This is a genomic window from Rhodoplanes sp. (assembly GCF_013377085.1).
Classification (GTDB): Bacteria; Pseudomonadota; Alphaproteobacteria; order Rhizobiales; family Xanthobacteraceae; genus Rhodoplanes.
Map to the genome: position 1 here is coordinate 30,559 of NZ_JACAAX010000015.1, position 24,521 is coordinate 55,079.

A 24,521-nucleotide genomic window follows, 5' to 3' on the forward strand; every position below is an offset into this window, starting at 1 on the left:
CGCCGAAACGGCGTATGATTCCTCGGGGATGGTGTCGCGGACCGTGGTCGACGTCGGGACGCGATCGTCCCGAGGAGTCCCCCGATGCCCGTTCGCGTTGCCGCTGTCGTTGTTTTTGCGCTCACGCTCTTTGCCTCCCTCCCGACAGCCGGGCCGGCCCAGGCCCAATCAACCCAACCAGGTGCGGCCGCCCGCGCCGAGTCGGCGGTGCGCTCCCTCATCGCGCGGTTGCGCGGCAACACCATGCCGGACGGCATCGTCAAGTCGAACGGCCGCATCGAGGCCACCCAGGTCGACATCGCGGCGAAATACGGCGGCCGGCTCGCCACCATGACGGTGGAGGAGGGCGACGAGGTCACGGCCGGCCAGGTCGTCGCCACCATCTCGTCGCCCGAATACGAGGCGCAGCTCCGCGGCGCCCAGGCCCAGGTGCTGCGCGCCAAGCAGGCGCTGGCCGAGGCCGTCGCGCTCATCGCGCAGCGCACCAGCGATGTGAACTTCGCAAGGACCGACCTGGAACGCGGCAAGAGCCTGCTCGAGAAGGGGAGCATCACCGTGCAGGTCGTCGACCAGCGGCGGAACAAGTTCGAGGCCGCCGACGCCGCCTTCCGGGCCGCCACGGCCCAGCACGAGCAGGCGCAGTTCGCCATCAAGGTGGCCGAGGCCGATGTCGAGCGGCTGCAGTCGGTGCTGGTCGACCTGGTGCTGGTGTCGCCGCGCAGCGGCCGCGTGCAGTACCGGCTCGCCCGCGCCGGCGAGGTGGTCGCGACGGGGCAGCGCGTTCTCACCATCCTGGATCTCAAGGACGTGTACCTGACCATCTATCTGCCGGCCGAGGACGCCGGCAAGCTGACGCTCGGCGACGAGGCGCGCATCATCGCCGACCCGATTCCCGAATATGTCATCCCGGCCACCGTCGCGTTCGTCGCCACCGAGGCGCAGTTCACGCCGAAAAGCGTCGAGACCGCCGAGGAGCGCCAGAAGCTGATGTTCCGGGTCAAGCTTCAGGTCGATCCGGACGTGCTGCAGAAGTACCACCGCCAGGTGAAGACGGGCGTGCGCGGTGTCGGCTTCGCCCGCACCAGCGCCACGATCGCCTGGCCCGAGGATCTCGTGGTGAAGCTGCCCAAATGACCGACCTCGTCGCGCGGGTCGTCGCGGTCACGCACCGCTACGGGACGACGCATGCCCTCGACGACGTCAGCCTCGACATTCCGGCGCACGGCATGGTCGGGATCATCGGGCCGGACGGCGTCGGCAAGTCCACGCTCCTCGCGCTGGTCGCCGGGGTTCGAAAAATCCAGGCCGGGCATGTCACCGTGTTCGACGGCGACATGGCGGATGCGGGCCACCGCCGCGCCAGTTGCGGCCGCATCGCCTACATGCCGCAGGGCCTCGGCCGCAATCTCTATCCGACGCTCAGCGTGTTCGAGAACATCGACTTCTTCGGCCGCCTGTTCGGCCAGGGCGAGGCCGAGCGCCGCACCCGCATCGCCGATCTCACCCGCGCCACCGGCCTCGATCCGTTCGTCGACCGCCCGGCCGGCAAGCTGTCCGGCGGCATGAAGCAGAAGCTCAGCCTCTGCTGCGCCCTGATGCACGACCCCGACCTGCTCGTGCTCGACGAGCCGACCACCGGCGTCGATCCGTTGTCGCGTCGCCAGTTCTGGGATCTGATCGATTCGATCCGGGCGCGGCGCCCGCAGATGAGCGTGGTCGTCGCCACCGCCTATATGGAGGAGGCCGCCCGGTTCGACTGGCTGGCCGCCATGGACGACGGCAAGGTGATCGCCCGCGGCGCACCGGACGAAATCCTGGCGCAGGCGCACGAGACCTCGCTGGAGGGCGCCTTCATCGCGCTGCTGCCGCCGGAGAAGCGCTCCCGCCACGAGGGCGTGGTGGTGCGCCCGCGCGTCGCCGCGGCCGACGACGTGCCGGCGATCGAGGCCGAGGGGCTGACGCGAAAATTCGGCGACTTCGTCGCTGTCGACCATGTCAGCTTCCGCATCGGCCGTGGCGAGATCTTCGGCTTCCTCGGCTCCAACGGCTGCGGCAAGACCACCACCATGAAGATGCTCACCGGCCTGTTGCCGGCGAGCGAGGGGCGGGCGAAGCTGCTCGGCGAGCCGATCGGCGGCGACGACATGGCGATGCGCCGCAAGGTCGGCTACATGTCGCAGGCCTTCTCGCTCTACACCGAGCTGACGGTGCGCCAGAATCTCGATCTGCACGCCCGGCTCTATCACCTGCCGGCCGACGAGATCGCGCCGCGGATCGCCGAGCTGCTTGCCCGCTACGACCTGAAGGATGTCGCCGACGCGCGGCCGGACTCGCTGCCGCTCGGCATCAAGCAGCGGCTCCAGCTCGCCGTCGCGGTGCTGCACCGTCCGGCCATTCTGATTCTCGACGAGCCGACCTCGGGCGTCGACCCGATCGCCCGCGACGCGTTCTGGCGCACCCTGATCGACCTGTCGCGCGACGACGGCGTGACCATCTTCCTGTCGACCCATTTCATGAACGAGGCCGAGCGCTGCGACCGCATCTCGCTGATGCATGCCGGCAAGGTGCTGGCGGTCGGCACGCCGGCCGATCTGGCGAAGGGGCGCGGCGCCGCGACCCTCGAGGACGCCTTCGTGTCGTATCTGGCCGAGGCCGGCGGCGTCGGCAAGGTCGCGGCGGAATCGCCGGCACAGGATGCGCCCGCCGCGGCGGCCACGGCGGGCACGGCGCCGAAGCGGTTCGATCCGGGGCGCCTGTGGGCCTATGCGCGGCGCGAGGCCATGGAACTGCTGCGCGACCCGATTCGCCTGATCTTCGCCTTCGTCGGTCCGCTGGTGCTGATGCTGGCGTTCGGCTACGGCATCTCCTTCGATGTCGAGAATCTGACCTGGGCGGCGTTCGATCAGGACCAGACGCCGGAGAGCCGTGCGCTCCTCGAAAGCTTCTCGGGCTCCCGCTATTTCACCGAACGGCCGCCGGTCGGCACGACGGCCGAGATGGACGCGCGGTTCAGGAGCGGCGAGGTGACGCTGGTCGTCGAGGTGCCGCCCGGCTTCGGGCGCGACCTGCAGAACGGCCGCGTGCCGGAGGTCGGCGTGTGGATCGACGGCGCCATGCCGTTCCGCGGCGAGACGACGCGCAGCTACGTCGCCGGCCTCGCCCTGCAATACGCCAAGCGGCGCACCGTGGAGACGGTCGGGCCGAATGCCGCCGTCAGCCCGGTGACCATCGAGACGCGCTTCCGCTACAACCAGTCGTTCAAGAGCGTCAACGCCATGGTGCCGAGCATCATCGTGCTGATGCTGATCCTGATCCCGGCCGTGATGTCGGCGGTCGCGGTGGTGCGCGAGATCGAGACCGGCTCGATCGCCAATTTCCATTCGACGCCGACCAGCAAGGTCGAGTTCCTGGTCGGCAAGCAGCTCCCCTATGTCGCGGTCTCGATGGTGAGCTTCGTGCTGCTGGTGCTGCTCGCCGTCACGGTGTTCGGCGTCCCGATCACCGGGTCGCTGGCGACGCTGACGCTCGGCACGCTGCTCTACTGTTTCGCGACGACCGGCTTCGGCCAGCTCGTGTCCACCTTCACGCGCACCCAGGTGGCGGCCGTGTTCGCCACCGCCATCCTGGCCGTGGTGCCGGCCGTGAACTTCTCCGGCCTGCTGGTGCCGGTGTCGTCGCTGTCGGGCGGGGCGCGGTTTCTCGGCCTGACATTCCCGGCCGCCTGGTATCAGCCGATCAGCGTCGGCACCTTCGCCAAGGCGCTCGGCCTGTCCGCCGTGTGGCCCGAAATGCTGGTGCTGGCGTTGTTCGCCGTCGCCTATCTGGTCGCCGCGCGGCTGTTTCTGCGCAAGCAGGAGGCGTGAGATGGCGGCGCACGGATCTGACACAGTGGCGCGCAAGCCGGAGACGGGCCGCCTCGGGATCGGCGCCCACCTCGCCAACATCTGGCGGCTGACCATCAAGGAGCTGCGCAGCATCCGGGCCGACCCGGTCATGCTGATCCTGGTCGTCTATGCCTTCAGCATCAACGTCTACACGGTGGCGACCGGCGCCTCCGTCGAGGCGAACAACCTCGCCGTCGCCATCGTCGACGAGGACCGCTCGGCGTTGTCACGGCGCATCGCCGACGGCCTCACGCCGCCCTTGTTTCGCCCCGCCGTGGAGATCGCCGCGACCGCCATCGACGGCGAGATGGACGCCGCGCGCTACGTCTTCGTCGTCGAGATCCCGCCGCGGTTCGAGGCCGACGTGCTGGCCGGGCGGACCACCACGGTGCAGGTCAATGTCGACGCCACCGCGATCACCCAGGCCGGCAACGGCGCGGCCTATCTGCAGACCGTCATCTTGAACGAGGTCGCCGCCTTCAAGGCGGGGCGCGACGGCGTCTCGACCAACCCGGTCGATGTGGTGATTCGCGCCAACTCCAATCCAAACCTGAAATCGAGCTGGTTCACCTCGGTGATGCAGGTGATCAACAGCATCACCATGCTGACCGTGATCCTCACCGGCGCGGCGCTGATCCGCGAGCGCGAGCAGGGCACGGTCGAGCACCTGCTGGTCATGCCCGTGGTGGCGAGCGAGATCATGCTGGCCAAGATCCTGGCCAACGGCCTGGTGACGCTGGTCGCGGCCGGGCTGTCGCTGGTGCTGGTGGTCGAGTGGTGGCTGCAGGTACCGATCGCCGGCTCGATCCTGCTGTTCCTCGGCGGCGCCGCCGTCTACGTGTTCACGGTCGCGGCGCTCGGCATCCTGCTCGGCACCATCGCCAACACGATGGGTCAGTTCGGCCTGCTCGCGATTCCCGTGCTGCTGGTGACGATGCTGCTGTCGGGCAGCGCCACCCCGATCGAGAGCATGCCGGTCTGGCTGCGCTGGATCGTGTGGATCATCAGTCCGACGCCGCACTTCGTCAGCTTTGCGCAGGCGGTGCTGTATCGCGGCGCCGGCTTCATGACGGCGTCGCCACCCCTGATCGCCGTCGCGGCCATCGGCGGCGTCTATCTGGCCGCCGCCTTGCGGCGCTTCCGCCGCGTCGTTCTCGGCGGGTAAGTGTTTGGAGACTGTTTTGGACGGACGAAACTTGCTCTGAATTCAGCGGATAGGCCGCTGCCTCCTACCTCCGACCCCTCCTCGCCGTTGGCTGACGCGAATGGGGGGAGGGGAGCCGCAGCGCCGTCTTCTCCCCTCCCCCCGCGAGCGAAGCTCGTGGCGGAGAGGGGTCGGGGGTGGGGGGAGGCCCCGTATGAATGCGTCTGCGATTGGCCCCCGAACGGATCACTCGGGTTTCGTCTCACCACCACATCGCGCCGCCGTCCTCGGTGGCTTTCTCCCGAGCCCCTTCGCGGGCGCCGTGCAGTGCGGCGAGCACCTGCCGCTTCACCGCGTCCCAGGCGGCGGATTCTCGATCGCGTGGGCGCGGCAGCGCGACTGCGATCTCGGCGGCGATGCGGCCCGGGCGGGGGCGCATCACCACGATGCGGTCGGCCAGCACGATCGCCTCGTCGACATCGTGGGTGACGACCACCAGCGTCGGCTCGCCGTCGTGCCAGAGATCGAGCAGGTGGTCCTGAAGATCGGTGCGCGTAAACGCGTCGAGCGCCGAGAACGGCTCGTCGAGCAGCAGCACCTCGGGCCGCGTGACCAGGGCGCGGGCGAGCGCCGCCCGCTGCGCCTGTCCGCCGGACAGCTCGCGCGGCCATACGCCGGCCTTGTCGGCGAGGCCGACGCGGGCGACCTGCGCCGCGACGCGCTCGTCGCGCTCCTCTCGCGGCCGGGCCTGAAGGCCGAAGCCGACATTGTCGGCGACCGTCAACCACGGCAGCAGCCGCGGCTCCTGGAACACCATGCCGATTTTTTCATGCGGCGCCGTGATCTGCTCGCCGTCCAGCACGATGCGGCCGTCGGTCGGCCGGTCGAGGCCGGAGACGAGCCGCAGAAGCGTGGACTTGCCGCAGCCCGAGCCGCCGACCACGACGACGATCTCGCCGATCGGCACGGTGAGCGACACGCCGTCCAGCGCCCGCACCCCATTGCTGTAGGTCTTTCCGATGTTTTCCAGGACCAACATGCGGGGCCTCTCACGAAGAATTCGGCTGATCGGTTCGGCTTGGGCCGGTGCCGTTCCCCCCACCCCCGACCCCTCCCCGCCGCTTCGCGGGGGGAGGGGAGCCGCAGCGCCTCTGCTCCCCTCCCCCCCGAGCGAAGCGAGTGGTGGGGAGGGGTCGGGGGTGGGGGGCTCTTCGGCGCCTGCACCGAGCAAGGCCCCACTCTTGCAATCACCTCGCCTCGCCATGCGCCACCACGTCCTCCCAGCGCAGGAACGGGGCCGTGATGGCGACCAGGATCCAGTCGGTGGTCTTGCCCAGGATCGCGAAGGCGACGATGGCGGCGACGATCTGGGTCGGCTTGCCGAGCTGCTGGCCGTCGACCAACAGGTAGCCCAGGCCCTCGGCCGCGCCCATGAACTCGGCCGCCACGACGAACATCCAGCCGAGCCCGAGCCCGGCACGCAGCGACACCACGAAGCTGGGGAGCACCGCAGGCAACAGGATTCGCCGCACCATCGCGGGTCCCGTCAGGCGAAAGATGCGGCCGACCTCGACGATCTTGCGGTCGACCGAAGCGATCGCCGCCATCACGCCGAGATAGACCGGGAAGAATACCCCGACGGCGATCAACGCGACCTTCGAGGCCTCGAAGATGCCGAGCCACAGGATGAACAGTGGCACCCAGGCGATCGACGGAATGGCGCGCAGCGCCTGCAGGGTCGGATCGACCAGTGAGCGGGCCAGCGCCGAGTAGCCGGCGATGGCGCCGAACAGCGTGCCAGCCGCCGCCCCCAGCCCAAAGCCGACGGCGACCCGCAGAACCGTCGCGGCGGTGTGCCGCGTCAGCTCGCCCGTCGCGGCGAGGTTGGAGAACGTCTCGACAATGCGCGAGGGCGGCGGCACCAGCCTGCCGTCGGACAGGCCGGCGCGCACAAAAAACTCCCAGCCGACCGCGGCGATGACCGGCACGATCAGGCCGAGCCCGACGCCGCGCCAGCGTCGGGCGCTGCCCGCGGCCTGCGCGCGGGCGCGTCCCGAGGGCGTCGCGTCGAGAGCGGCAATGTCGGCGTCGGCCACCATGGGCGAAACGATCGCCGGAGCGGCGGGCGGCGTCAATTCCCGGCCGTCGCCAGACGGTCCTCGATCAGCGCGTCGACGGTCGCCTTGACGTCGACGTTCGGGCCGATCACGCCGGCCTGCTGCAGCGCGAGCCCGGCCGCCAGGATCGAGTCCCGCTGCGGCGCGCCGATGCGGCTGTGGGTCAGCTCGGTGCGTTCCTCGAGCTGCTTCTTCACCACGGCCTCGGGCAGCTTGGTCACGGCGACAAACGTCTTCTTCAGGCCTTCGGGGTCGGCCAGCGCCTGCTTGCGGGCCTCCTCGTAGACGGCGAGCACCCGTTGCACCAGCTCCGGGTGATCCTTCAGGAAGGCCTCGCGGACATTGAGGATGCCCCAGGTGTTGGCCTCCGGCTTGCGGTAGAACAGCGTCGCCCCGTCCTCCACCTCGGCCTGCGCCATCATCGGGTCGAGCCCGGCCCAGGCGTCGACGTCGCCGCGGATCAGCGCCGTCTTGCCGTCCGGATGCTGGAGGAGCACCGGCTGGATGTCGCGCTCGGTCAGCCCGGCGTCGAGCAGCGCGCGGACCAGGAAGATGTGCGGATCGGTGCCGCGGGTGACGGCGACGCGCTTGCCCTTCAGATCCTTGACCGAGGTGACGGGCGAGTCCTTGCGGGTCACCAGCGCGGTCCATTCGGGTCGCGAATAGACGTAGATCGACTTGATCGGGTTGCCGTTGATCCGGGCGACCAGCGCGGCCGAGCCGGCCGTCGAGCCGAAGTCGATCGAGCCGGCATTGAGGAACTCGAGCGCCTTGTTGGAGCCGAGCGTCTGCACCCAGCGGACCGTGATGCCATCCTTGGCGAGCTCCTTCTCCAGCAGCCCCTTGTCCTTGAGCACCAGCGAGACGGGATTGTAGGTCGCCCAATCGAGGCGGATTTCCTTGGGTGGATCGGCCGCGAGCGCGGGCCCGCCGAGCGACAGGACGAGGCCGGCGAGAGCACCGGCGGCGGCACGACGCGACATCGACGACATGGAACCTCCGCACATGAATGGATCGGCCGGGGGTCGAACGGAGTTCGCGGCCCGTCGGGGGAGCGGGTCCGGCGGGCAAAAAGGCTCGCCGGCGGCTGACCAAAACCCTGGCGGAGGCCGGGACCGTCGTCAATATCACAGGAATTACTTGTATTTAGCGGTCCGTAGCAGGAACTTCTCCCACCTCTTATCCCGGCAGCAGGTTGTTCTCTATGTCGCCTTCGCGCGGGGGCCGGCCGCAGCCGGCTCTTCGCGGCCATGGCCGGGCCGGCGTGCCCGCGATGACGGCTCAGATTTTGTGCACGCGGCGGGCCGGACAGTCCCGCCACGGCGGCCGTGACATGGTCCGCCGGGTTCGCTATCCAGAAGCATGACCGATATTCTCGACAGGCCGACGCGCCCCGCCTCCGAGCTGTTCGACGTCGCGGCCGTGGCGGCTGACCTCGACGAGCTCGCCCGTGACTATCCCGGGCGCGAGCGCGAGCTGCGCAGCGCGGTGGCGCAACGCCTGAAGATCGTGGTCGCCGAGGGGCGGGCCAAGGCCGAGGAGCTGCTGCTCGCCGACAGGCGCGGCCGCCGCTGCGCCGAGCGGCTGTGCCAGATGCAGGACGCCATCATCGCGCTCCTCTACGACTTCGCCTCGACGCATCTCTACACCAGCCAGAATCCGTCCGAGGCGGAGCACATGGCCGTGGTCGCCACCGGCGGCTACGGCCGCGGCCTGATGGCGCCCGGCTCCGACATCGATCTCCTGTTCCTGCTCCCCTACAAGCAGACCGCCTGGGGCGAGTCGATCGCCGAGGCGATCCTCTACTGCCTGTGGGACATGGGCCTGAAGGTCGGCCACGCCACCCGCTCGGTCGACGAGAGCGTGCGCCAGGCCAAGGCCGACATGACGATCCGCACCGCCATCCTGGAGGCGCGCTTCCTGTTCGGCGAGCAGGCGCTGTTCGACGAGCTGGTCGCCCGCTTCGACAAGCAGGTGGTGCAGAGCACCGGCCCGGAATTCGTCGCCGCCAAGCTGTCCGAGCGCGAGGAGCGGCTCAAGCGCGTCGGCCAGTCGCGCTATCTGGTCGAGCCCAATGTCAAGGACGGCAAGGGCGGCCTGCGCGACCTGCACACGCTGTTCTGGATCGCCAAATACGTCTACCGGGTGCACAAGCCCGAGGAGCTGATCGAGCGCGGCGTGTTCGACCGCCAGGAATACAAGCTGTTCGAGCGCTGCGAGGACTTCCTCTGGTCGGTGCGCTGCCACATGCACTTCGTCACCGGCCGCTCGGAGGAGCGGCTGTCCTTCGACATCCAGCGCGATCTCGCGGTGCGGCTCGGCTACACCGAGCACCCGGGCATGCAGGATGTCGAGCGCTTCATGAAGCACTACTTCCTGATCGCCAAGGACGTCGGCGACCTCACCGCCATTCTGTGCGCCGGGCTGGAAAGCCGGCACCAGAAGGAGGTGCCGATGCTCAACCGCTTCGTCAACCGGCTGCGCCCGCGGCCGCAGCGGACCTTGCGCGAGAGCGACGACTTCGTCGTCGACAACAACCGCATCAACATCGCCGATCCTGACGTTTTCCAGCGCGACCCGAAGAACCTGATCCGCATCTTTCATCTCGCCCAGAAGCACAGCCTCGCCTTCCATCCGGACGCCATGCGGTCGGTGACCCGCTCGCTCAAGCTGATCGACAAGCATGTGCGCGCCGATCCCGAGGCGAACCGGCTGTTCCTGGAAATCCTCACCGGCCGCAACGACACCGAGATCGTGCTGCGGCGGATGAACGAGGCCGGCGTGCTCGGCCGCTTCGTGCCGGACTTCGGCCGCGTCGTCTCGATGATGCAGTTCAACATGTACCACCACTTCACGGTGGACGAGCACCTGTTGCGCTGCATCGGCGTGCTGGCCGAGATCGAGGCCGGGCAGAGCGAGGAGTACGGGCTCTCCAACGAGCTGATGCGCACCATCCAGCCGGAGCACCGCGACCTCCTCTATGTGGCGATGTTCCTGCACGACATCGCCAAGGGCCGGCCCGAGGACCACTCGATCGCCGGCGCCAAGATCGCCCGGCATCTGTGCCCGCGCTTCGGGCTGTCGGCCGCCGACACCGAGACGGTCGCCTGGCTGGTCGAGTATCACCTGGTGATGTCGGCGATCGCGCAGTCGCGCGACCTCTCCGACCGCCGCACCATCGAGAACTTCGTCCAGATCGTGCAGTCGCTGGAGCGCATGAAGCTGCTGACCATGCTGACCACGGCGGACATCAAGGCGGTCGGCCCCGGCGTGTGGAACTCCTGGAAGGCGCAACTCCTGCGCGCCCTCTATTACGAGGCCGAGCCGGCGCTGACCGGCGGCTTCTCCGAGGTCAACCGGGCGCAGCGCGTCGCCGCCGCGCAGGGGCAGTTCCGCCACGAGATCGGAGACTGGTCGCCGGAGGCGCTGGAGAAGTATATCGGCCGGCACTATCCGGCCTACTGGCTCAAGGTCGACATCGCCTCGCAGCTAGGCCACGCCAATTTCGTGCACGAGACCGAGGCGGCCGGCCTGCCGCTCGCCACCCGCTGGGCCTTCGATCAGCACCGCGGCGTCACGGTGCTGACCGTGCTGGCGCCCGATCATCCGTGGCTCTTGTCGGTGATCGCCGGGGCATGCGCCGCGGCCGGGGCCAACATCGTCGACGCGCAGATCTACACGACCACGGACGGGCTCGCGCTCGACACCATCTCGGTGTCGCGCGAGTTCGAGCGCGACGAGGACGAGTCGCGCCGCGCCGCCCGCATCACCGAAGCCATCGAGAAGGGCCTGCGCGGCGAGTTGAAGCTGCCCGACGTGGTGGCCAAGCGCGGCCCCGGCAAGGGCCGCATCCGCGCCTTCCGGATCGAGCCCGAGGTGTCGGTCAACAATCAGTGGTCGCACCGCTACACCGTGGTCGAGGTCTCCGGCCTCGACCGCCCCGGCCTCCTCTACGAGCTGACCACGACGCTGTCGAAGCTGAACCTCAACATCACCTCGGCGCATGTGGCGACCTTCGGCGAGCGCGCCGTCGACGTGTTCTACGTCACCGACCTGATGGGCGCCCGCATCACCTCGCCGACCCGCATCGCCGCGATCAAGCGCGCGCTGCTGCAGCCCTTCACGCCGCGGCCCGAGCGCCCGGACGCATCGACCGGCGCGACGGCCGACGATGCCGCGGCGGTGGGGTAGGGGGCGGCGGGGGACGAGGATACGAGATCCGGATCAGCCGGATGTGGCGGGATGCGCCGTCGACCCGGCTTCGCTGTTCGAGGTCATGATCGCCTGACGGGCATTTCGCGGACCTGCTCGGTCGTGGCCCAGACAGCCAGGGTCAGCGTTCCGGTGACCGCCACCACGATGACCAGCGGCCAAGCGGTCGATGCGAGGAAATGGCCGACGATGGCGCCGGCTGCTGCGGCAGCGGTCTGCTGCACGAACCCGGCGAGCGACGAGGCCGTCCCGGCACGATCGGGAAACGGCTGCAGCGCGCCGGCGAGCGCCTGCGGCATCGTCAGTCCCATGCCGGCCAGATAGAGCATCATCGGGAGGACGAACGCGACGGTCGATCCCGGCGCCATCGCGGTCGTCAGCGCCAGGATGATGGCGCCGGCCGCCAGCGCCGCGGCGCCGAGCCCGATGGTGCGGTTCAGCCCGATTCGCATGACGATGTGCACGGCGAGCCAGGAGCCGGCGACCACGCCGATCGCCGCGGCGGCGAAGGCCAGCCCGAACTCGATCGGCGAGAGACCAAAAAAGTCCTGCAGGACGAAAGGGGAGCCGGAGATGTAGGCGAACAGGCCGGCATAGCTCAAGGAGATCAGCGCGAGGTGGGCGCGAAAGCCGCGATGGCGGGCGATCACCCCGCAGCCACGGAACAGATCGCCGAGGTGAAAGCGGCCAGGCGGGCGCGTCGGAAGGGTTTCCGGGAGCAGGCGCCGGACGAGGACGACCGCGACCGCCCCGATGGCGAAGAGAAAATAGAAGCAGGACCGCCACCCGAATGCCGCCTGCAGCACGCCGCCCGCCGTCGGCGCCATCACGGGCGCGAGGCCCATGATCATGCCCATGATCGACATCTCCCGGCCGGCGCGTGCGCCATGGTACAGGTCGCGGACCACGGCCCGTGCGAGAACGGCGGCGCCCGAGGCGCCGATCGCCTGGATGGCCCGCGCGGCGATCAGCCAGCCGATGTCCGACGCGACCGCGCACACGAGCGTCGCGGCGCAGAACGCCACCAGGGCGACCAGCAGGACGGGACGGCGTCCGTGGATGTCGGCGAGCGGACCGTAGCCGACCTGCCCGAAGGCGAAGCCGACCAGATAGGCCGAGATGGTCCACTGCACCTGTGCGGTCGGGGCAGCCAGCTCGCGCCCGATCTCCGGCAACGCCGGCAGATAGAGATCGACCGACAGCGGACCGATGGTGGTCAGAAGCCCGAGCAAGGCCGTCAGGGCGAAGGTGTCGGGACGGAGCATCCGGGCTTCCACCGGCTCATTCCTCGTCCCCGGTGCGCCATTCGATCGCGGGCGGATCGCGGAACGCAAAGCGGAGAAGGTGTCTTGCGACGACGTCCTGCAGCTCGGCCAGCCGGGCGGCATCCTCGGCCTCGACCCGCAGCGTCAGAAGGCCGTCGCTCGCCGCGAGGCGGCACACGCCGATCGTGAAGGTGATCCGGCCCGCTTCGGGCGTCACCTCGACGGGCAGCTTGTGGGCGAAGTGCTTGCAGAGCTGCTGGAGATAGGTGCTCGCGCGGTCGGTTGCGAGGCGCGCGGTCGATCGGGTCATGTCTTGTGTCCTCATGAGAGTGCCGGTCGCCGCGCAATCGCCTGCGCAGATCCCGGGCGGGGGTCGAACGCGTCGCGTCTGCGGGGTCGTCGCCACGACCGAAGGGGCGCGTCTGGCGCGCCCCCCTTGTCGAGTCCTGTCGTCGCGATCTCCGGAAAACGACGTCGCGCCCATCAGCCGAGCTTGAACAGCCTCTTCGCGTTGCCGCCCAGGATCAGCGCCTTGTCCGGCTCGGAGATCGCCAGGCTGCGGACATAGGCGGCGCCGTCCTGGAACCAGTCGCGCCGGATCGGATACGATCCGCCGTACAGGATATGGTCGGCGCCGAAGACCTTCACGGCGCATTCGAGCTGCGCCTTTCCCCACTGCGGGGCGCCGGAGAGATCGAAGAAGATGTTGTTCGCGAGGTAGCGGCGGATCTTTGCGCTCTGGTCCTCGAAACGATCGACCGCGTCCTTGCCCGTGCTGGGCGGCGCCAGCATGTCGGCAAAGGCGAAGAACCCGCCGCCGAGCATGGAGTGGACGAGCCGCAGGTTCGGGAACTCCTCGAACAGGGGGCTGAACAGCTCGCGTCCGACCGCGGTGCCTTGCGCGATGCAGCGGCCGAACTGCCGCCGCAGGTTCGGATACTTGACGATCGAGCCGTAGTCGACGGGCATCGGCGTGTGGTGGACGACGACCGGCACGCCGAGACCGGCGAGGAACTTGAAATAGGGCCTGAACTCGTCCTCGTCGAGATAGAGCTGGCCGTAATGTGCGGCCATCTGCACGCCGCAGAAGCCGAGATCCTTGATGCACCGCTCCGCCTCCGCGAGCGCGTCCTTCGAGCCCCAGGGCGGGACGACGGCGAGGGCCTGGAAGCGCCCGGGGTTGCGCTTCACGTGCCGGGCCAGGCCGTCATTGACCGTCTTGCACGCCTCCAGCCCGAGCCACTCCTGCCAGCACGGCAGGCGCAGGATCGCCTTGTCGATCCTGGCCTGGTCCATGTCGGCGATCTGGCCGTCGGCGCTGTACTGGTTCTCGGCGTAGTTGAGCACCTCGTATCCGGGGGGCTGCTCGATGACGATCTGGCGCAGCGGCTTGCCCGGCACCGGTGCGACCCCGGCGCGGATTCCGTACTCGCGCGGCACGGATCCCACGAAGGCCGACAGCAACCGCTCGTCCGTGAACAGCGTTTCGGGAAGCCAATGCATGTTGGCATCGATCACCGGGCCGGCCACCGGCTGGGCCTGTGCGGTCGTCGCTCCCATGGCGCCGGCCAGGGCGCCCGCGGCGGCGAGCTGCATGACGTCGCGTCTGCTGTGGTTTTCCATCTCCGGCTCCTCGTCGATCGAGATGTGTGTTGGAACCTCATGTATCTTCATGGGAAGATATAGCTTGCAAATATCTTTCTGGCAAGATATATAAGATGAAAAGATCGTAAGGAGCTGAGCTGATGAAATCGGGTCGTCGCCGGACTGCGGACGATCTCTTGAAGGCGAGAGCCGTGAACTGGCCCGAGGCCGTGTCGCCGATCACCCATCTGATGGTACGCATCTTTCGGTTCAGTACTCTGGTTCGCGACAACGCCACCCGTCGGGTGGCGGCGCACGAGCTCACCTTCACCGAGTTCGAGGTGCTGGTCACGCTCAGGAGCGCGCCGCCGCCGCACGAGCTCGCCCCGACCGACCTCTACACCGCCGTCCTGATCACGTCGGGGGGCCTGACCAAGGTTCTCTACGCGCTCGAGGACAGAAAGCTGGTCACGCGGGGCGAAGGCGGCGCGGATCGGCGAAGCAAGCCCGTGCGCCTGACGGCCAAAGGGCGCGTGCTCGCCGAGCGCGTGATGGCGGACGTGATGCGCAGCGACGAGGCGCTGGTCGCCAACGGGCTTTCGGACACGGAGGTCGAGCGTTTGACCAAGTTGTTGTGCAAGCTGCTCGCCAGGCTCGAGCCGGGCGGAAGTGACGCGTGAGCAAAAGCAAGTGATGCGTGAGCAAGACGAGAGGCGATCATGAAAGCGTGGTTCTTCAAGTTTCACCGGTGGCTGGCGCTGGTCTTCGCGCTGCCGCTCGCCGTCGTGATCGTCACCGGACTGATCCTGTCCTTCGAGCCTTGGCTCGTCACCCGTGCCATCCAGCCCGACACGCTGAACCCGCAGAAGATCCAGGCTCTCTTGAGCCGGCACGACCCCGGCGGGCAGGTGCGCGCCCTCTCCTATCGAAGCTACGACCAGGCGATCGTCCTGGGGGCGGGGCGCGGCGGCGGCATCGTGGTCGATGCCGTCTCCGGGCAGGTGCAGGCCGGATCATCGGTGCTGGCGAGCGTCCTGGGGGCCTCCAGAGGATTGCACGAGGCGCTTCTGGCCAATGCCGGCTGGCTCGTCACCACCTCGACGGCAGCGATGCTGATCATCGCGATTCTCGGGACGCTGATGGGCTGGCCGCGTCTCGCCAACACGCTGGCGGGATGGCACAAGGCGATGGCGTGGGGGCTCCTGCCGCTCGTCGTGCTGTCGCCACTGACCGCTCTGCTGATGGCCGCGGGTGTGACGTTCACGACGCTGCCGCCGGCCGCTCCCGCGGCCCAGGGCCCGCCGTTGACGCTGCCGGCGGCCGTGCAGATCCTCGGCCGGGACCACGACCTCTCGACACTGATCTGGATGCGGCCGATGGGCGGGCGCCTGCTGGCGCGTCTCGCCGAAGGCGGCGAGTATACGCTTTATGCCGTGACGAACGACGGCGCCACGGCGCTGCAGCGCAACTGGCCGCGCCTGTGGCACGAGGGGAATTTTGCCGGCGCGTGGTCGGCCGCCATGAACGTCATCATCTCCGTCGCCATGATCGGCCTGCTCACGACCGGCCTCTGGATCTGGCTGCGGCGGACCCTGAGACGGCGGGCTCGGCGGTCGAGCCCGGCTTGACGATCCCGCCGCTGATCGCCGTCGCGGGCGCCGCGCCGCCTCACCCCGCCTGCGCGCGCGCCTTCTCGACGATCTCCTCGGCGGTCGGCGGGTTGGCCGGATGGAAGCTGAGACAGAGCGGCGTCCTCACCTTCACGGGGCGGCGCATGCCTTCGGTCGAAAAATAGAACTCTCCGCGCGCCAGCCGGCCGATGTCGTCCGCCGCGCCGCCCTTCGCAGCCATCAGCTCGCGCGTCGCCTCGATGGTCGCCGGTGAGCTCATGCGCCCGTAGAAATGCGTCGTGCAGTTCGACACGATCTTGTTGTCGATGCCCTTCGGGGTCTGGGTCGCCAGCACCATGCCGAGCCCGTATTTGCGGGCCTGGGCAGCGAGCGACAGCGCGCTTGCCTTGCACGCGGTGCCGGCCTGCGACGGCACGAAGTTCTGGGCCTCGTCGAGCACGTAGAGGCGTCCGCTCGGGCTCGGGTGGCGCTTGATCCACGTGAACAGCGTCATCTGCAACTGGTTGACGAAGGCGTCGCGTGCCTCGTCGCTCCCCAGCCCCGACAGGTTGACGACCGAGATGCGCGTCTTGCCGGACGGGCTCTCGAACAGCGTCGCCGCGCCGCGCTGAGGACGCCGAGCTTGAGAGTGGCGCTCGTGCCCGTCGCGACGACGAACGGGTCGCTCGCGGCGACACCTGGGCAGCGGGGAAACGAAGCGGGGACGCCTCTGTCTCAGCCCTGGCCAGTTGCCTACGGCTTCGGCCGCACGGCCGCGAGGAAGTCCGGCTGTGGAATGAACAGACCCTGCGCGCGGACCAGGCCTTTGCCGAAGTCGCACAACAGGTCCCCCTTGCCGAAAAGGCTTTCGGCGCCAGGCTCGTCCAGCACGATCTGCGCGTTTACAGCATTGGCGACCTTCAGGCACACCTTGAGAGGTAGGTTTGCCTTGACGAGGCCCGTGACCACCGCGCGGTCCGGCCGCTGGGTCGCGAGCACCAGATGGATGCCGGCCGCCCGGCCCTTGCCGGCGATGCGGGCGACGAGCGACTCGAATTCCTTCTTCTCCTCGCGGCCGGCGAGGATCAGGTCGGCGAACTCGTCGAAGATCAGCACCAGGAAGGGAATGTCGGTTTGCCCGGCCTTGAAGCGCTCACCCAGATTCACGAAGCCGCCCCGCGCCAGCACCCGATAGCGGGCGTCCATGTCGGCGACGGCGTCCCGCAGGATCGCCATGGCGTCCGCGAGCGTAGTGGCGACCGGCCGCCAGAGATAGGGGCTGCCTTCGACCCCCGTGAAAGTGAGAATCTTCGGATCGATCAGGGCGACCTGGACGTGCTTAGGCGAGCTGCGCAACAGCATGCTGGCGACCATCGCCTTCAGCCACTCGCTCTTGCCGCTGCCAGTCGAGCCGGCGACGAGCGCGTGGCAGGTGTTCGGATCGGCGAAATCCGCCACCACCGGATCGCCCTCGACGCCGATCCCGATCGGAAACGCCACGATGCTCGTCAACGCGCTACCGAGGCCGCCGGCGAGTTCGACCTTCAGCAGACACGCCTTCGGTTCCGGCCGCGGCAGATCGAGGATGACGAAGCCCTTGCCGGCCTTGATCAGCGGCGGCACGGCGAGCGAAAGCGGAATCTGCAGGTCTTCGGCGCGGTTCGCAAGCGACGAGACCTTCACGCCCGGCGCCGGCGTCAGCCGGAGGCGCACGAGCTGCGGGCCTTCGATGATGCCCGAGACCTCGACGCCGAGATTGAAGCCGCGGAACGCCTGGACGACGGTTTGCCCGAGTGCCTCCCGGCTCGGCGCCGCCTGGACTGGAGGCGATGCTGCCGGCGCCGAGGCGGCCGGCGCGAACATCTCGCTCAGCACCGGTGCGACCAGACCGGAAAAGATGTCGGCCAGATCGCCGCGGGAGACGTGCACCTCGCTGAAATCGGGCAGGTAGTATTCGAGCGTGCCGCAAAACTCGCAGCCCGGCCGCCAGATCGGCAGCAGGTGCGCATAGATGGCGAGCTGGACCAGATCTGCCTTTTGTTCCTGGCCTTGGCTCAGCTTGTAGTCGACCACTTCCAGGCGATGATCGGGATGAATCCGGAGGGCATCGACTCGTGCACGGATCTCGACCACGGTTTCCCCGACCGAAACCGGGATTTTGGCGAGCGGTTCCTCGGTGCCGATGAAGACGTCCTGCCAGTTCTCGAAGGCCTTGGTCCGCCGCTTCAGATTGATCAGCCTGGCGCAAAAATTGTGCATCCGCTGGGTGAAGAGGAATGCCTCTTCGGCACGACCCTCCGCAAAAAGTTTGTCTGTGAAGGTCTGCAGCGATGTCGCCCACAGATGCTCGACCAGCCCCTCCGCGGAGTCGATCATCGCCGCAGCCGCGAGGCTGTCGCGTGCGGTCAGCCACCCGACCAGCGTCTCCGCCTGTTTGTGAAATTGGACGCCGAGCGCCCGCACGGTGCCGGGCGGCGCGAAAGTGCGGGTCGACGGCTTATCGCCGGCGAGCCACTTCGCCCGCCACTCGGAATCGAGCACGGCGAACTTCAGCTCGCTCGCCGTTATGCTGTGATGCGCCATTGCAGGAAGATGGTCTTGGGGCCGGGGTGCGCTTTCAGATTCGGATGAGCCTCGACGCTTCGCAGCAGGGGGTCACGGAGGCCTTCGCTCCCGAGCCGTCCCAGAACGACCTGGATGTCGACGATCTTCTGAGATCGCACCGTATCGAGGACGATTTTGAGCTTTTCGGAGTCGAGCTCAGTCGTGCGGACGGGTGGCGTGGCTTTGTCGTTCGGCGGCTCGGTCTCGGGTTTCTTGCCGGGCACATTGTATTTTGTTTCGGCGGGCCACTCGCGAAAACTCAGATCCGTGAGCATGGCCGCGAAGTGGGTTCGAAGCCAGGCGAGGGTTTCCGGTCCGGAATATGCGATGTTGCTCTGCCGTGCATTCGAGTAGAGTTCACGGGCGGCGTGCAATTCGCAAACCTGCTCCAATGTCAGTTCGGTGATCTGGAATCCTCGCGCTTTCGCGTCGTCGATGGTCTGTTTGATCACTCTCCAGGTCGGCCGGGGCACTTTCGCCAGGTCCGGCGTACGAAAAACGTAGCTGAGAACCGTCTTGCCGCGATGCGCCTCGGCCAACTCGATCGCTTCCTTGGCGATACTGCCCCACCGGTGCCAATGGTCGCCGCCCTCGAAGGCGAAGAACACGGATCGCTCGGGCCAGGCCCATTCGACCGAATAATATCGGCGGTGCGCCGGGCGCGTCACGGATACGTTCTCCTGGCCCTGGCCGATGTCCTTGACGAACCACATCAGGGCGTCCTGGTTGTAAGCCAGCATCGCCTTCTTGGATCGGACCTCGTTGACCTGAAGCTTGAAGAGGTCGTCCAGCGTTTTCGGTGGCGGTGGCGGGTCATCCGGATTGGCGAGCCTGCGAAACCTCTCGGCTGACTTCATCAGAAGAGCGCGAACACCGAGTTCCGGAAGCGGAGTGAAGATGGTTTCGAGCCAGCCATCGGCGAAGAACCGGGCGATGTCGTCCGCGCCGAGATCGTACTCCGTGAGCCGTGCCACGATCAGCTCGCGAGCCCCCTCGGCGCGAATTCCGTCCAGCTTGATCTCGGGCGATATGCGTTCGTGTTGAGGCTTGGCGATATGCGGCAGGATCTCCGTCATCCAGTTTTCTTGGTTTGCCGTGATGACGGTCAGATGGTTCGGAAGATCGACGTAGAGTTGGTCGATGCAGTTGCCGAGCGTTCTGACGAGGGCGATGTCGCTCGCATAGAACTCCGTCTGGTCGAAGCAGAACAGGAATGGTCGATAGTAGGACGCGAGCCGGCAGAGCCCCTGCAGCCGGCGGAAGCTCAGCGTGTTGATCTCCTGCGCGGTCGAATCGCCTCGTCCCTCGTTGTCGGCGGCGGCAAGGCCGAGGAAGTCGACCTCGTTGGCCTCGAGCGGCTCGGCGCGAAGCCATTTCAGGGCGGTACGGCGTCCCGCGCCGTCGCGCTCGTCGAGCGCGATCGCGGCGAGGATCGTCAGCCAGGCGGCTTCGCGCCCGCCGAGGTCGATGTCACGGTGGTGTAGTCGGGCAGTGAGCTTGCCGATGTCCACGGGGTCGAAGATCCGCCCGCTCAGCCATTCGAGCCACTGCCGCGCCTTCGCGTCGGGCAGCGCCGTGCTGCCGCCCAGCTTGCGCAGGAACTCGACAGCGGTTGTCTTGTCTTTGTAGTTCGGAATGCCGTCCGCGGCGATGAAGTCGGCGGCGACATGAGCGAGCGTGCCGAGCGCCATCGCTTCGATCTGAGTGGCCGCCCCGGTCTTTTCGACATCCGGGCGCTCGAGCTCCTGGATGGTGAGCAGCAGGATCGAGTGCCATGCTTTGTAGGGATCCTGAAACGGCCGCAGATACACCTTGATGGCTCGCCGCCCGAGCTTCGAGAATAGGCGGCCGAGAAGGTGCGACTTGCCGTAGCCGCGGTCCGGCGACACCACGAGCTGTGCCTTCTTGGCGCGGGCGGGTTTACGTGGCGGTGCGCCGCCGTCCAACGCGGAGAAGTCGCGATGCAGGCTGCTCAGCGGTGAATCGTTGAGGCCCTTGACCGAGAACGACACTTCGCGGGGCTCCCGGACCACGTCGTCTTCGAACGGGTTCACTTTCGCGTCCGCAAAGGAGGTCGTCATCGATCGTCCTTGACGACCACCGTGATGAAGGGCTCGGCGAAGCCGTCGAGACGGATGCCGGCATCGATCACTTCGCGGGGAAGCTCCACCGAGGTCGTCGGATGAATCGTGATCCGCCCCGCTTTGGCTTCTTGCACCAGCAGCGTGTGCAGCGCTTCTTTCGGCACGTTCAGCGCCTTCATGAGGTCGAAGATCTTGACGGCCGAGAATCCACCCTGCTGGGCCTTGAGCCGGCGGTAGACCGGAAGGAGATCCTCGAAACGCAACGACGGGCCGTGTGGCGGGTTCGGCCCCGGTACGGGGCTCGGATCGACCGGCATCGTCGTCGTCTCGAAGGCGAAACGCTCCGCGGCGACGTCGCAGTGGAGGTAGTATTTCGACTTTCCGCAGGTGAGTTCGACGATCGCTCGGCCCGCAATTGCATGCTTCACCGCATCGGGAAAGAACCGGCGGTGCATGCCGGTCACTTTCTTTTCGAGCCCGGGGCGCGACAAGAGCCTGGTGCCCGATTGGAGGACCAAGCGGACCAGCAAGGCGCTCGCAGTCTCGATCGACGGACCCCTCCCAGCGGCGAAATAGTATTGGGTGCTGCCATGTTTCACGGGCCCCCAGATGTCGCCACGCTCGGCGAGGGTCTTCAATGCGTCGCGCAGACGTTCTTCTCGTGCCTTGGCGGTGGCTTTCGCTTTTCCCACGAAACAGGTCTTGAGGGTGCCGAGCGCGAGCCCAGCATCCTCCGCGTTCATGATTGTCGGAAGGAGGTCGTCTAGCGTTGAAGCCATTAGGTTTCTGCCGCTTGAAATCAATGGAACGGCAATGCCGCGTCGGGCGCCATCATAGTCGGGCGACCTGGTGAGAAAAGCCAAATCTAATGGGGCCGTTCGTCGGCCGCCGTTGGCTCGGGATGCCACCTCTTGTCCCGCACCTGAACGCCCGCCGGCGACACCCCGCGGCGGGGTCGGGGGCGGCCGACCTCCGCGCCGCACAATGGTCGCCGCGGCCGTCGTAGCCGCTACCCGCGCGCCGGCGTGGCTGTGAGCAATTCTGCACAGTTCTCGCCATGGGTATGCGTTACTTTTTGCCGATACAGGGGTGTCTTTCCCGACCCCTGGAGGCGGCGGCATGCCATCGGGACGTGATTTCGACAATCCCGGAAATCCGGGATTCGCCAAGGTCTGCACCACCGCGCGGTCCGTCCGCGGCAGTTATCGCGTGCGCCTGGACGCCGCCGGGTGGCATTGGATGGCCGGAGCCTCGGGCCAAGTGACGGCACCCGAGGATCATTTCGGCCTTTCGCCGGCCGGCGCGGTCCGGACCTGGTGCCAGGTCCGGTCGGTCCTGGCGACCCGAGGGGCACCCGGGGCCGGCCCGTCGGCCGCGCTCCCGCCCGGCAATCCGGCCGCGGTCGCGGGCGATCCGGATGACTGGTCCGTGTGACGTCGCGCCGACCCGCCTGCCGCCGCGGCTGGCCGTCCGGCGGACCGTCCGTGTCGACGGTGCGGCGGCCGCGGAGTTGTGCGTTTTGCGGCGGCGACATAAATATTCACAGGAATACGGATCGTCGGGTGGATCGTCATCCGACGCCGGTGCGACGGCGGTGCGGAACCGAATCCGGCCCCCGTCGCGACGCCGAGACACAGCGCAATCTCGATCGCAGGAGGTCGCGATGGCGGACCGACAGCCTCCGACATTCGATCCCAAGGACTTTCTCGCCAAGGTCGGCGACGGCCGCAGCATCGGCAAGTACCGCAAGGACCAGATTCTCTTCGCCCAGGGCGAGCCGGCGGACGCGGTGTTCTACATTCAGAGCGGCAAGGTCAAGGTCACGGTCGTCTCGAAGCAGGGCAAGGAGGCGGTCGTCGCCATCCTGGCTGCCGACGAGTTCGTCGGCGAAGGCTGCCTCGCCGGGCGGGCGACCCGCATGGCGACCGCCGTGGCGATGACGGACTCGGTCGTCTTGCGGCTGGAGAAGTCGGCCATCCTGCGGGTGATCCACGAGGAGCCGGCGTTCTCCGAGCTGTTCATCGCCCGTCTGCTGGGTCGCAACATCCGGGTCGAAGCCGATCTCGTCGACCAACTGTTCAACTCGAGCGAAAAACGTCTCGCGCGCCTGCTGCTGCTGCTGGCGAACTTCGGCAAGGAGGGCAAGCCGGAGCCGATGATCGCGAAGATCAGCCAGGAGACGCTCGCCGACATGATCGGCACGACGAGGTCGCGCGTCAGCTTCTTCATGAACAAGTTTCGCAAGCTCGGCTTCATCGACTACAACGGCGGCATCGAGGTCCACAGCTCGCTGCTCAACGTCGTCCTGCACGACTATCCGCACATCGCCGGCACCCCCGCCGAGTCGGACGAGCCGGAGCAGTGACCCACAGCACGGGCCGGCGGTGGCGACGCCCGGCGTGACGCGACAGTCCGGCCGGGTGAGCAAAACAGAACAGATCCGGGTGGCTGATCGTGGTAAAAGAACAGCTCATAGAGGTGGACCCGGCCTTGCGTCCGAATCCGCCCTGGAGTCTGGGGACGAGACGCCGTTTTGCGAGCCGGTTTTGCTTGGCGCGCGAATGTTGCGATGCGGGTGTGGGGCTGCGATCGTGCTGCCGACTCGGGTGCTGCTCGCGGCAGACGTCACGACGAACCTCCGCCCGCCGGGACGGTGACGCAGTCCGTTGCGTCAGCCGGTGTCAGTTGTGCTGAAAATAATCAGTTGCGTCGTGTCGATCAGTTGCGTTGTTGCGTCGGCGGAGTCAGTTGCGTCGAGATTTGGACTTGCCTGCCGCCCGACCCGTCCCGAGCCGCGCGCCTCATGCCGCGGTTGAGGGTTTGCTCCGGGCGGCGAGGCTTTTTTGACGGCCGGGTCCGGTCCGCGGCCGCACACCTTCGCACCGTTCCCAATCGCTTCAAGCCGATTGACGTTGCACGATCTCGAAACCGACATCGATGACCCGCTCGCGGATTGTCTCGCCGCTGCACCGTGCGATGATCAGCTCGCCGGCGAGCCTGCCGATCGATGCGCCGTCGACATGCACGGTCGTCAGCGACGGAACGATGTGGGCGGCGAAGTCGGCGTTGCCGAACCCGCAAACGGCGAGATCGTCCGGAACGCGCAGCCCGCGCGCCTGCGCCTCCACGATCACGCCCTGGGCCAGTTGATCGGCGCTGCACGCGACCGCCCGCAACGCCGGATCCTGGCGGAGAAGCTCCCCCAAGGCGCTGCGGCCGAGAGCGAGGCTGCTCGGCGCCGGGACGACGGCGGTCGGAACATTGTGCCCGACAGTCGCCAGGAATCCCTCGCGGCGGAGCTGAGCGCGATGGTCGTCGCCGGTGGCGATCCCGATCCTGCCGTATCCCTTGCCGAGGAGGTATCCGGCGAGCGCGCTGCCGACCTTGATGTGGGAGAAACCGACCACGATGTCGAGCGGCCGATCCGTCAAGTCCCAGGTCTCGATCACCGGGGTGCCGAGACGCACGAGCTGCCGGCGCGCCGCCTCGGAGCGGATCAGCCCCGTGACCACGATGCCGTCGACCCGACGGCCGATCATCGCATTGAGCAGCGCGTCCTGGCGCGAATCGTCGTAGCGCATCTGGCCCAGCATCAATTGATAGCCGGCGCCGTCGAGCACGTCGGTGAGCGACTGCAGGGTCGGCAGGAACTGGGCGACGGACAGCGCCGGCACGAGCCCGCCCACCAGCCGGCTGCGATTGGACTTGAGACTGCCGGCGAGAAGATTCGGAATGTATCCGGTCGCCTGCACCGCCGCCTGCACGCGGGCGATGGTCTTCTCCGACACCAGCTTGGGATTCGTCAGCGCCCGCGATGCGGTGATCAACGAAACGCCTGCCGCACGGGCCACGTCGTGGAGCGTCGCGGACTTGGCGGACAAGGGCTCGAGGTCGGACTTGCGGGGCAATGGCGTGCGGCTACGTAGCAGTCCCAGGCTTGCGGTCGACGATACGACAACGTTATCATACCAGCCGCTTGGAATGCAATTTCCGGCTGCGTCTTACGGAAATGTCGAT

At 67.7% G+C, this 24,521-nt stretch carries 18 protein-coding genes; 7 read left to right on the forward strand and 11 right to left on the reverse strand.

Annotated features, from left to right (window positions below):
• The first annotated feature begins 84 nt into the window (after positions 1-84).
• From HXX10_RS12615 to HXX10_RS12625, 3 genes are read left to right on the forward strand one after another with little or no spacing between them, the layout of a single operon-like run.
• Positions 85-1,134, forward strand: a complete 1,050-nt coding sequence (locus HXX10_RS12615) for an HlyD family efflux transporter periplasmic adaptor subunit (RefSeq protein WP_296522609.1) — start codon at positions 85-87, stop codon at positions 1,132-1,134.
• Complete coding sequence (rbbA, locus tag HXX10_RS12620; RefSeq protein ID WP_296522610.1) at positions 1,131-3,863, forward strand: ribosome-associated ATPase/putative transporter RbbA; 2,733 nt, start codon at positions 1,131-1,133, stop codon at positions 3,861-3,863. The genes HXX10_RS12615 and rbbA overlap by 4 nt, the downstream gene beginning before the upstream one ends.
• 25 nt (positions 3,864-3,888) lie before the next feature.
• Positions 3,889-5,049, forward strand: a complete 1,161-nt coding sequence (locus tag HXX10_RS12625) for an ABC transporter permease (RefSeq protein ID WP_296522611.1) — start codon at positions 3,889-3,891, stop codon at positions 5,047-5,049.
• Between the two features lie 241 nt (positions 5,050-5,290).
• Here the strand turns inward: HXX10_RS12625 and HXX10_RS12630 are convergent, their stop codons facing one another.
• The 3 genes from HXX10_RS12630 to HXX10_RS12640 all read right to left on the reverse strand — a co-directional run bounded on the left by HXX10_RS12630 (position 5,291) and on the right by HXX10_RS12640 (position 8,137).
• A complete protein-coding gene (locus HXX10_RS12630) occupies positions 5,291-6,067 on the reverse strand; it encodes an ABC transporter ATP-binding protein (protein ID WP_296522612.1) in 777 nt (258 codons plus the stop codon).
• A 208-nt stretch (positions 6,068-6,275) separates the two neighbouring features.
• Complete coding sequence (locus HXX10_RS12635) at positions 6,276-7,127, reverse strand: ABC transporter permease (protein ID WP_296522614.1); 852 nt, start codon at positions 7,125-7,127, stop codon at positions 6,276-6,278.
• A gap of 32 nt (positions 7,128-7,159) precedes the next feature.
• Positions 7,160-8,137: an aliphatic sulfonate ABC transporter substrate-binding protein gene (locus tag HXX10_RS12640; RefSeq protein ID WP_296522616.1), complete on the reverse strand. Its 978-nt coding sequence runs from the start codon at positions 8,135-8,137 to the stop codon at positions 7,160-7,162.
• A 370-nt stretch (positions 8,138-8,507) separates the two neighbouring features.
• Here HXX10_RS12640 and HXX10_RS12645 point away from each other — a divergent pair, with 370 nt between their 5' ends.
• Positions 8,508-11,336 (forward strand): [protein-PII] uridylyltransferase, encoded by a 2,829-nt coding sequence (locus HXX10_RS12645; protein WP_296522617.1) that lies wholly within the window; start codon positions 8,508-8,510, stop codon positions 11,334-11,336.
• Positions 11,337-11,419: 83 nt separating this feature from the next.
• Here the strand turns inward: HXX10_RS12645 and HXX10_RS12650 are convergent, their stop codons facing one another.
• The 3 genes from HXX10_RS12650 to HXX10_RS12660 form a co-directional block, all read right to left on the reverse strand.
• Entirely contained in the window at positions 11,420-12,622 is a 1,203-nt protein-coding gene (locus HXX10_RS12650) for a multidrug effflux MFS transporter (protein WP_296522618.1), read from the reverse strand.
• A 16-nt stretch (positions 12,623-12,638) separates the two neighbouring features.
• Complete coding sequence (locus HXX10_RS12655) at positions 12,639-12,932, reverse strand: DUF2218 domain-containing protein (RefSeq protein WP_296522619.1); 294 nt, start codon at positions 12,930-12,932, stop codon at positions 12,639-12,641.
• Positions 12,933-13,105: 173 nt separating this feature from the next.
• Positions 13,106-14,245 (reverse strand): amidohydrolase family protein, encoded by a 1,140-nt coding sequence (locus HXX10_RS12660; RefSeq protein ID WP_296522620.1) that lies wholly within the window; start codon positions 14,243-14,245, stop codon positions 13,106-13,108.
• Between the two features lie 122 nt (positions 14,246-14,367).
• On the opposite strand from HXX10_RS12660, the gene HXX10_RS12665 reads away from it, so the two are divergent.
• Positions 14,368-14,886, forward strand: a complete 519-nt coding sequence (locus tag HXX10_RS12665; protein WP_296522621.1) for a MarR family transcriptional regulator — start codon at positions 14,368-14,370, stop codon at positions 14,884-14,886.
• 39 nt (positions 14,887-14,925) lie between these two features.
• Entirely contained in the window at positions 14,926-15,834 is a 909-nt protein-coding gene (locus tag HXX10_RS12670) for a PepSY-associated TM helix domain-containing protein (protein WP_296522622.1), read from the forward strand.
• Positions 15,835-15,874: 40 nt separating this feature from the next.
• On the opposite strand, the gene HXX10_RS12675 is transcribed toward HXX10_RS12670, so the two are convergent.
• The 4 genes from HXX10_RS12675 to HXX10_RS12690 all read right to left on the reverse strand — a co-directional run bounded on the left by HXX10_RS12675 (position 15,875) and on the right by HXX10_RS12690 (position 21,247).
• Positions 15,875-16,330 (reverse strand): zonular occludens toxin domain-containing protein, encoded by a 456-nt coding sequence (locus HXX10_RS12675; RefSeq protein ID WP_296522623.1) that lies wholly within the window; start codon positions 16,328-16,330, stop codon positions 15,875-15,877.
• Positions 16,331-16,569: 239 nt separating this feature from the next.
• Positions 16,570-18,399, reverse strand: a complete 1,830-nt coding sequence (locus HXX10_RS12680; protein ID WP_296522624.1) for a DNA translocase FtsK — start codon at positions 18,397-18,399, stop codon at positions 16,570-16,572.
• Positions 18,381-20,501, reverse strand: a complete 2,121-nt coding sequence (locus HXX10_RS12685) for a hypothetical protein (RefSeq protein WP_296522625.1) — start codon at positions 20,499-20,501, stop codon at positions 18,381-18,383. Before HXX10_RS12685 ends, HXX10_RS12680 begins: the two co-directional genes overlap by 19 nt.
• A complete protein-coding gene (locus HXX10_RS12690; RefSeq protein ID WP_296522627.1) occupies positions 20,498-21,247 on the reverse strand; it encodes a hypothetical protein in 750 nt (249 codons plus the stop codon). Before HXX10_RS12690 ends, HXX10_RS12685 begins: the two co-directional genes overlap by 4 nt.
• A 920-nt stretch (positions 21,248-22,167) precedes the next feature.
• On the opposite strand from HXX10_RS12690, the gene HXX10_RS12695 reads away from it, so the two are divergent.
• Positions 22,168-22,869, forward strand: coding sequence for a Crp/Fnr family transcriptional regulator (locus HXX10_RS12695; protein WP_296522628.1), 702 nt, complete (start codon positions 22,168-22,170; stop codon positions 22,867-22,869).
• A gap of 532 nt (positions 22,870-23,401) precedes the next feature.
• Here HXX10_RS12695 and HXX10_RS12700 read toward each other — a convergent pair.
• The gene (locus tag HXX10_RS12700; protein ID WP_296522726.1) at positions 23,402-24,355 is read right to left on the reverse strand and encodes a LacI family DNA-binding transcriptional regulator; all 954 of its coding nucleotides are present in this window, start codon (positions 24,353-24,355) and stop codon (positions 23,402-23,404) included.
• Positions 24,356-24,521 lie beyond the last annotated feature (166 nt).

What these genes read in the sequence shown, in the direction of transcription:
- HXX10_RS12615 (WP_296522609.1), top strand. Translation starts at nt 85, where the DNA reads ATGCCCGTTCGCGTTGCCGCTGTCGTTGTTTTTGCGCTCACGCTCTTT.
- rbbA (WP_296522610.1), top strand. Translation starts at nt 1,131, where the DNA reads ATGACCGACCTCGTCGCGCGGGTCGTCGCGGTCACGCACCGCTACGGG.
- HXX10_RS12630 (WP_296522612.1), bottom strand. Translation starts at nt 6,067, where the DNA reads ATGTTGGTCCTGGAAAACATCGGAAAGACCTACAGCAATGGGGTGCGG.
- HXX10_RS12635 (WP_296522614.1), bottom strand. Translation starts at nt 7,127, where the DNA reads ATGGTGGCCGACGCCGACATTGCCGCTCTCGACGCGACGCCCTCGGGA.
- HXX10_RS12640 (WP_296522616.1), bottom strand. Translation starts at nt 8,137, where the DNA reads ATGTCGTCGATGTCGCGTCGTGCCGCCGCCGGTGCTCTCGCCGGCCTC.
- HXX10_RS12645 (WP_296522617.1), top strand. Translation starts at nt 8,508, where the DNA reads ATGACCGATATTCTCGACAGGCCGACGCGCCCCGCCTCCGAGCTGTTC.
- HXX10_RS12650 (WP_296522618.1), bottom strand. Translation starts at nt 12,622, where the DNA reads ATGCTCCGTCCCGACACCTTCGCCCTGACGGCCTTGCTCGGGCTTCTG.
- HXX10_RS12655 (WP_296522619.1), bottom strand. Translation starts at nt 12,932, where the DNA reads ATGACCCGATCGACCGCGCGCCTCGCAACCGACCGCGCGAGCACCTAT.
- HXX10_RS12660 (WP_296522620.1), bottom strand. Translation starts at nt 14,245, where the DNA reads ATGGAAAACCACAGCAGACGCGACGTCATGCAGCTCGCCGCCGCGGGC.
- HXX10_RS12665 (WP_296522621.1), top strand. Translation starts at nt 14,368, where the DNA reads ATGAAATCGGGTCGTCGCCGGACTGCGGACGATCTCTTGAAGGCGAGA.
- HXX10_RS12670 (WP_296522622.1), top strand. Translation starts at nt 14,926, where the DNA reads ATGAAAGCGTGGTTCTTCAAGTTTCACCGGTGGCTGGCGCTGGTCTTC.
- HXX10_RS12675 (WP_296522623.1), bottom strand. Translation starts at nt 16,330, where the DNA reads ATGACGCTGTTCACGTGGATCAAGCGCCACCCGAGCCCGAGCGGACGC.
- HXX10_RS12680 (WP_296522624.1), bottom strand. Translation starts at nt 18,399, where the DNA reads ATGGCGCATCACAGCATAACGGCGAGCGAGCTGAAGTTCGCCGTGCTC.
- HXX10_RS12685 (WP_296522625.1), bottom strand. Translation starts at nt 20,501, where the DNA reads ATGACGACCTCCTTTGCGGACGCGAAAGTGAACCCGTTCGAAGACGAC.
- HXX10_RS12690 (WP_296522627.1), bottom strand. Translation starts at nt 21,247, where the DNA reads ATGAACGCGGAGGATGCTGGGCTCGCGCTCGGCACCCTCAAGACCTGT.
- HXX10_RS12695 (WP_296522628.1), top strand. Translation starts at nt 22,168, where the DNA reads ATGGCGGACCGACAGCCTCCGACATTCGATCCCAAGGACTTTCTCGCC.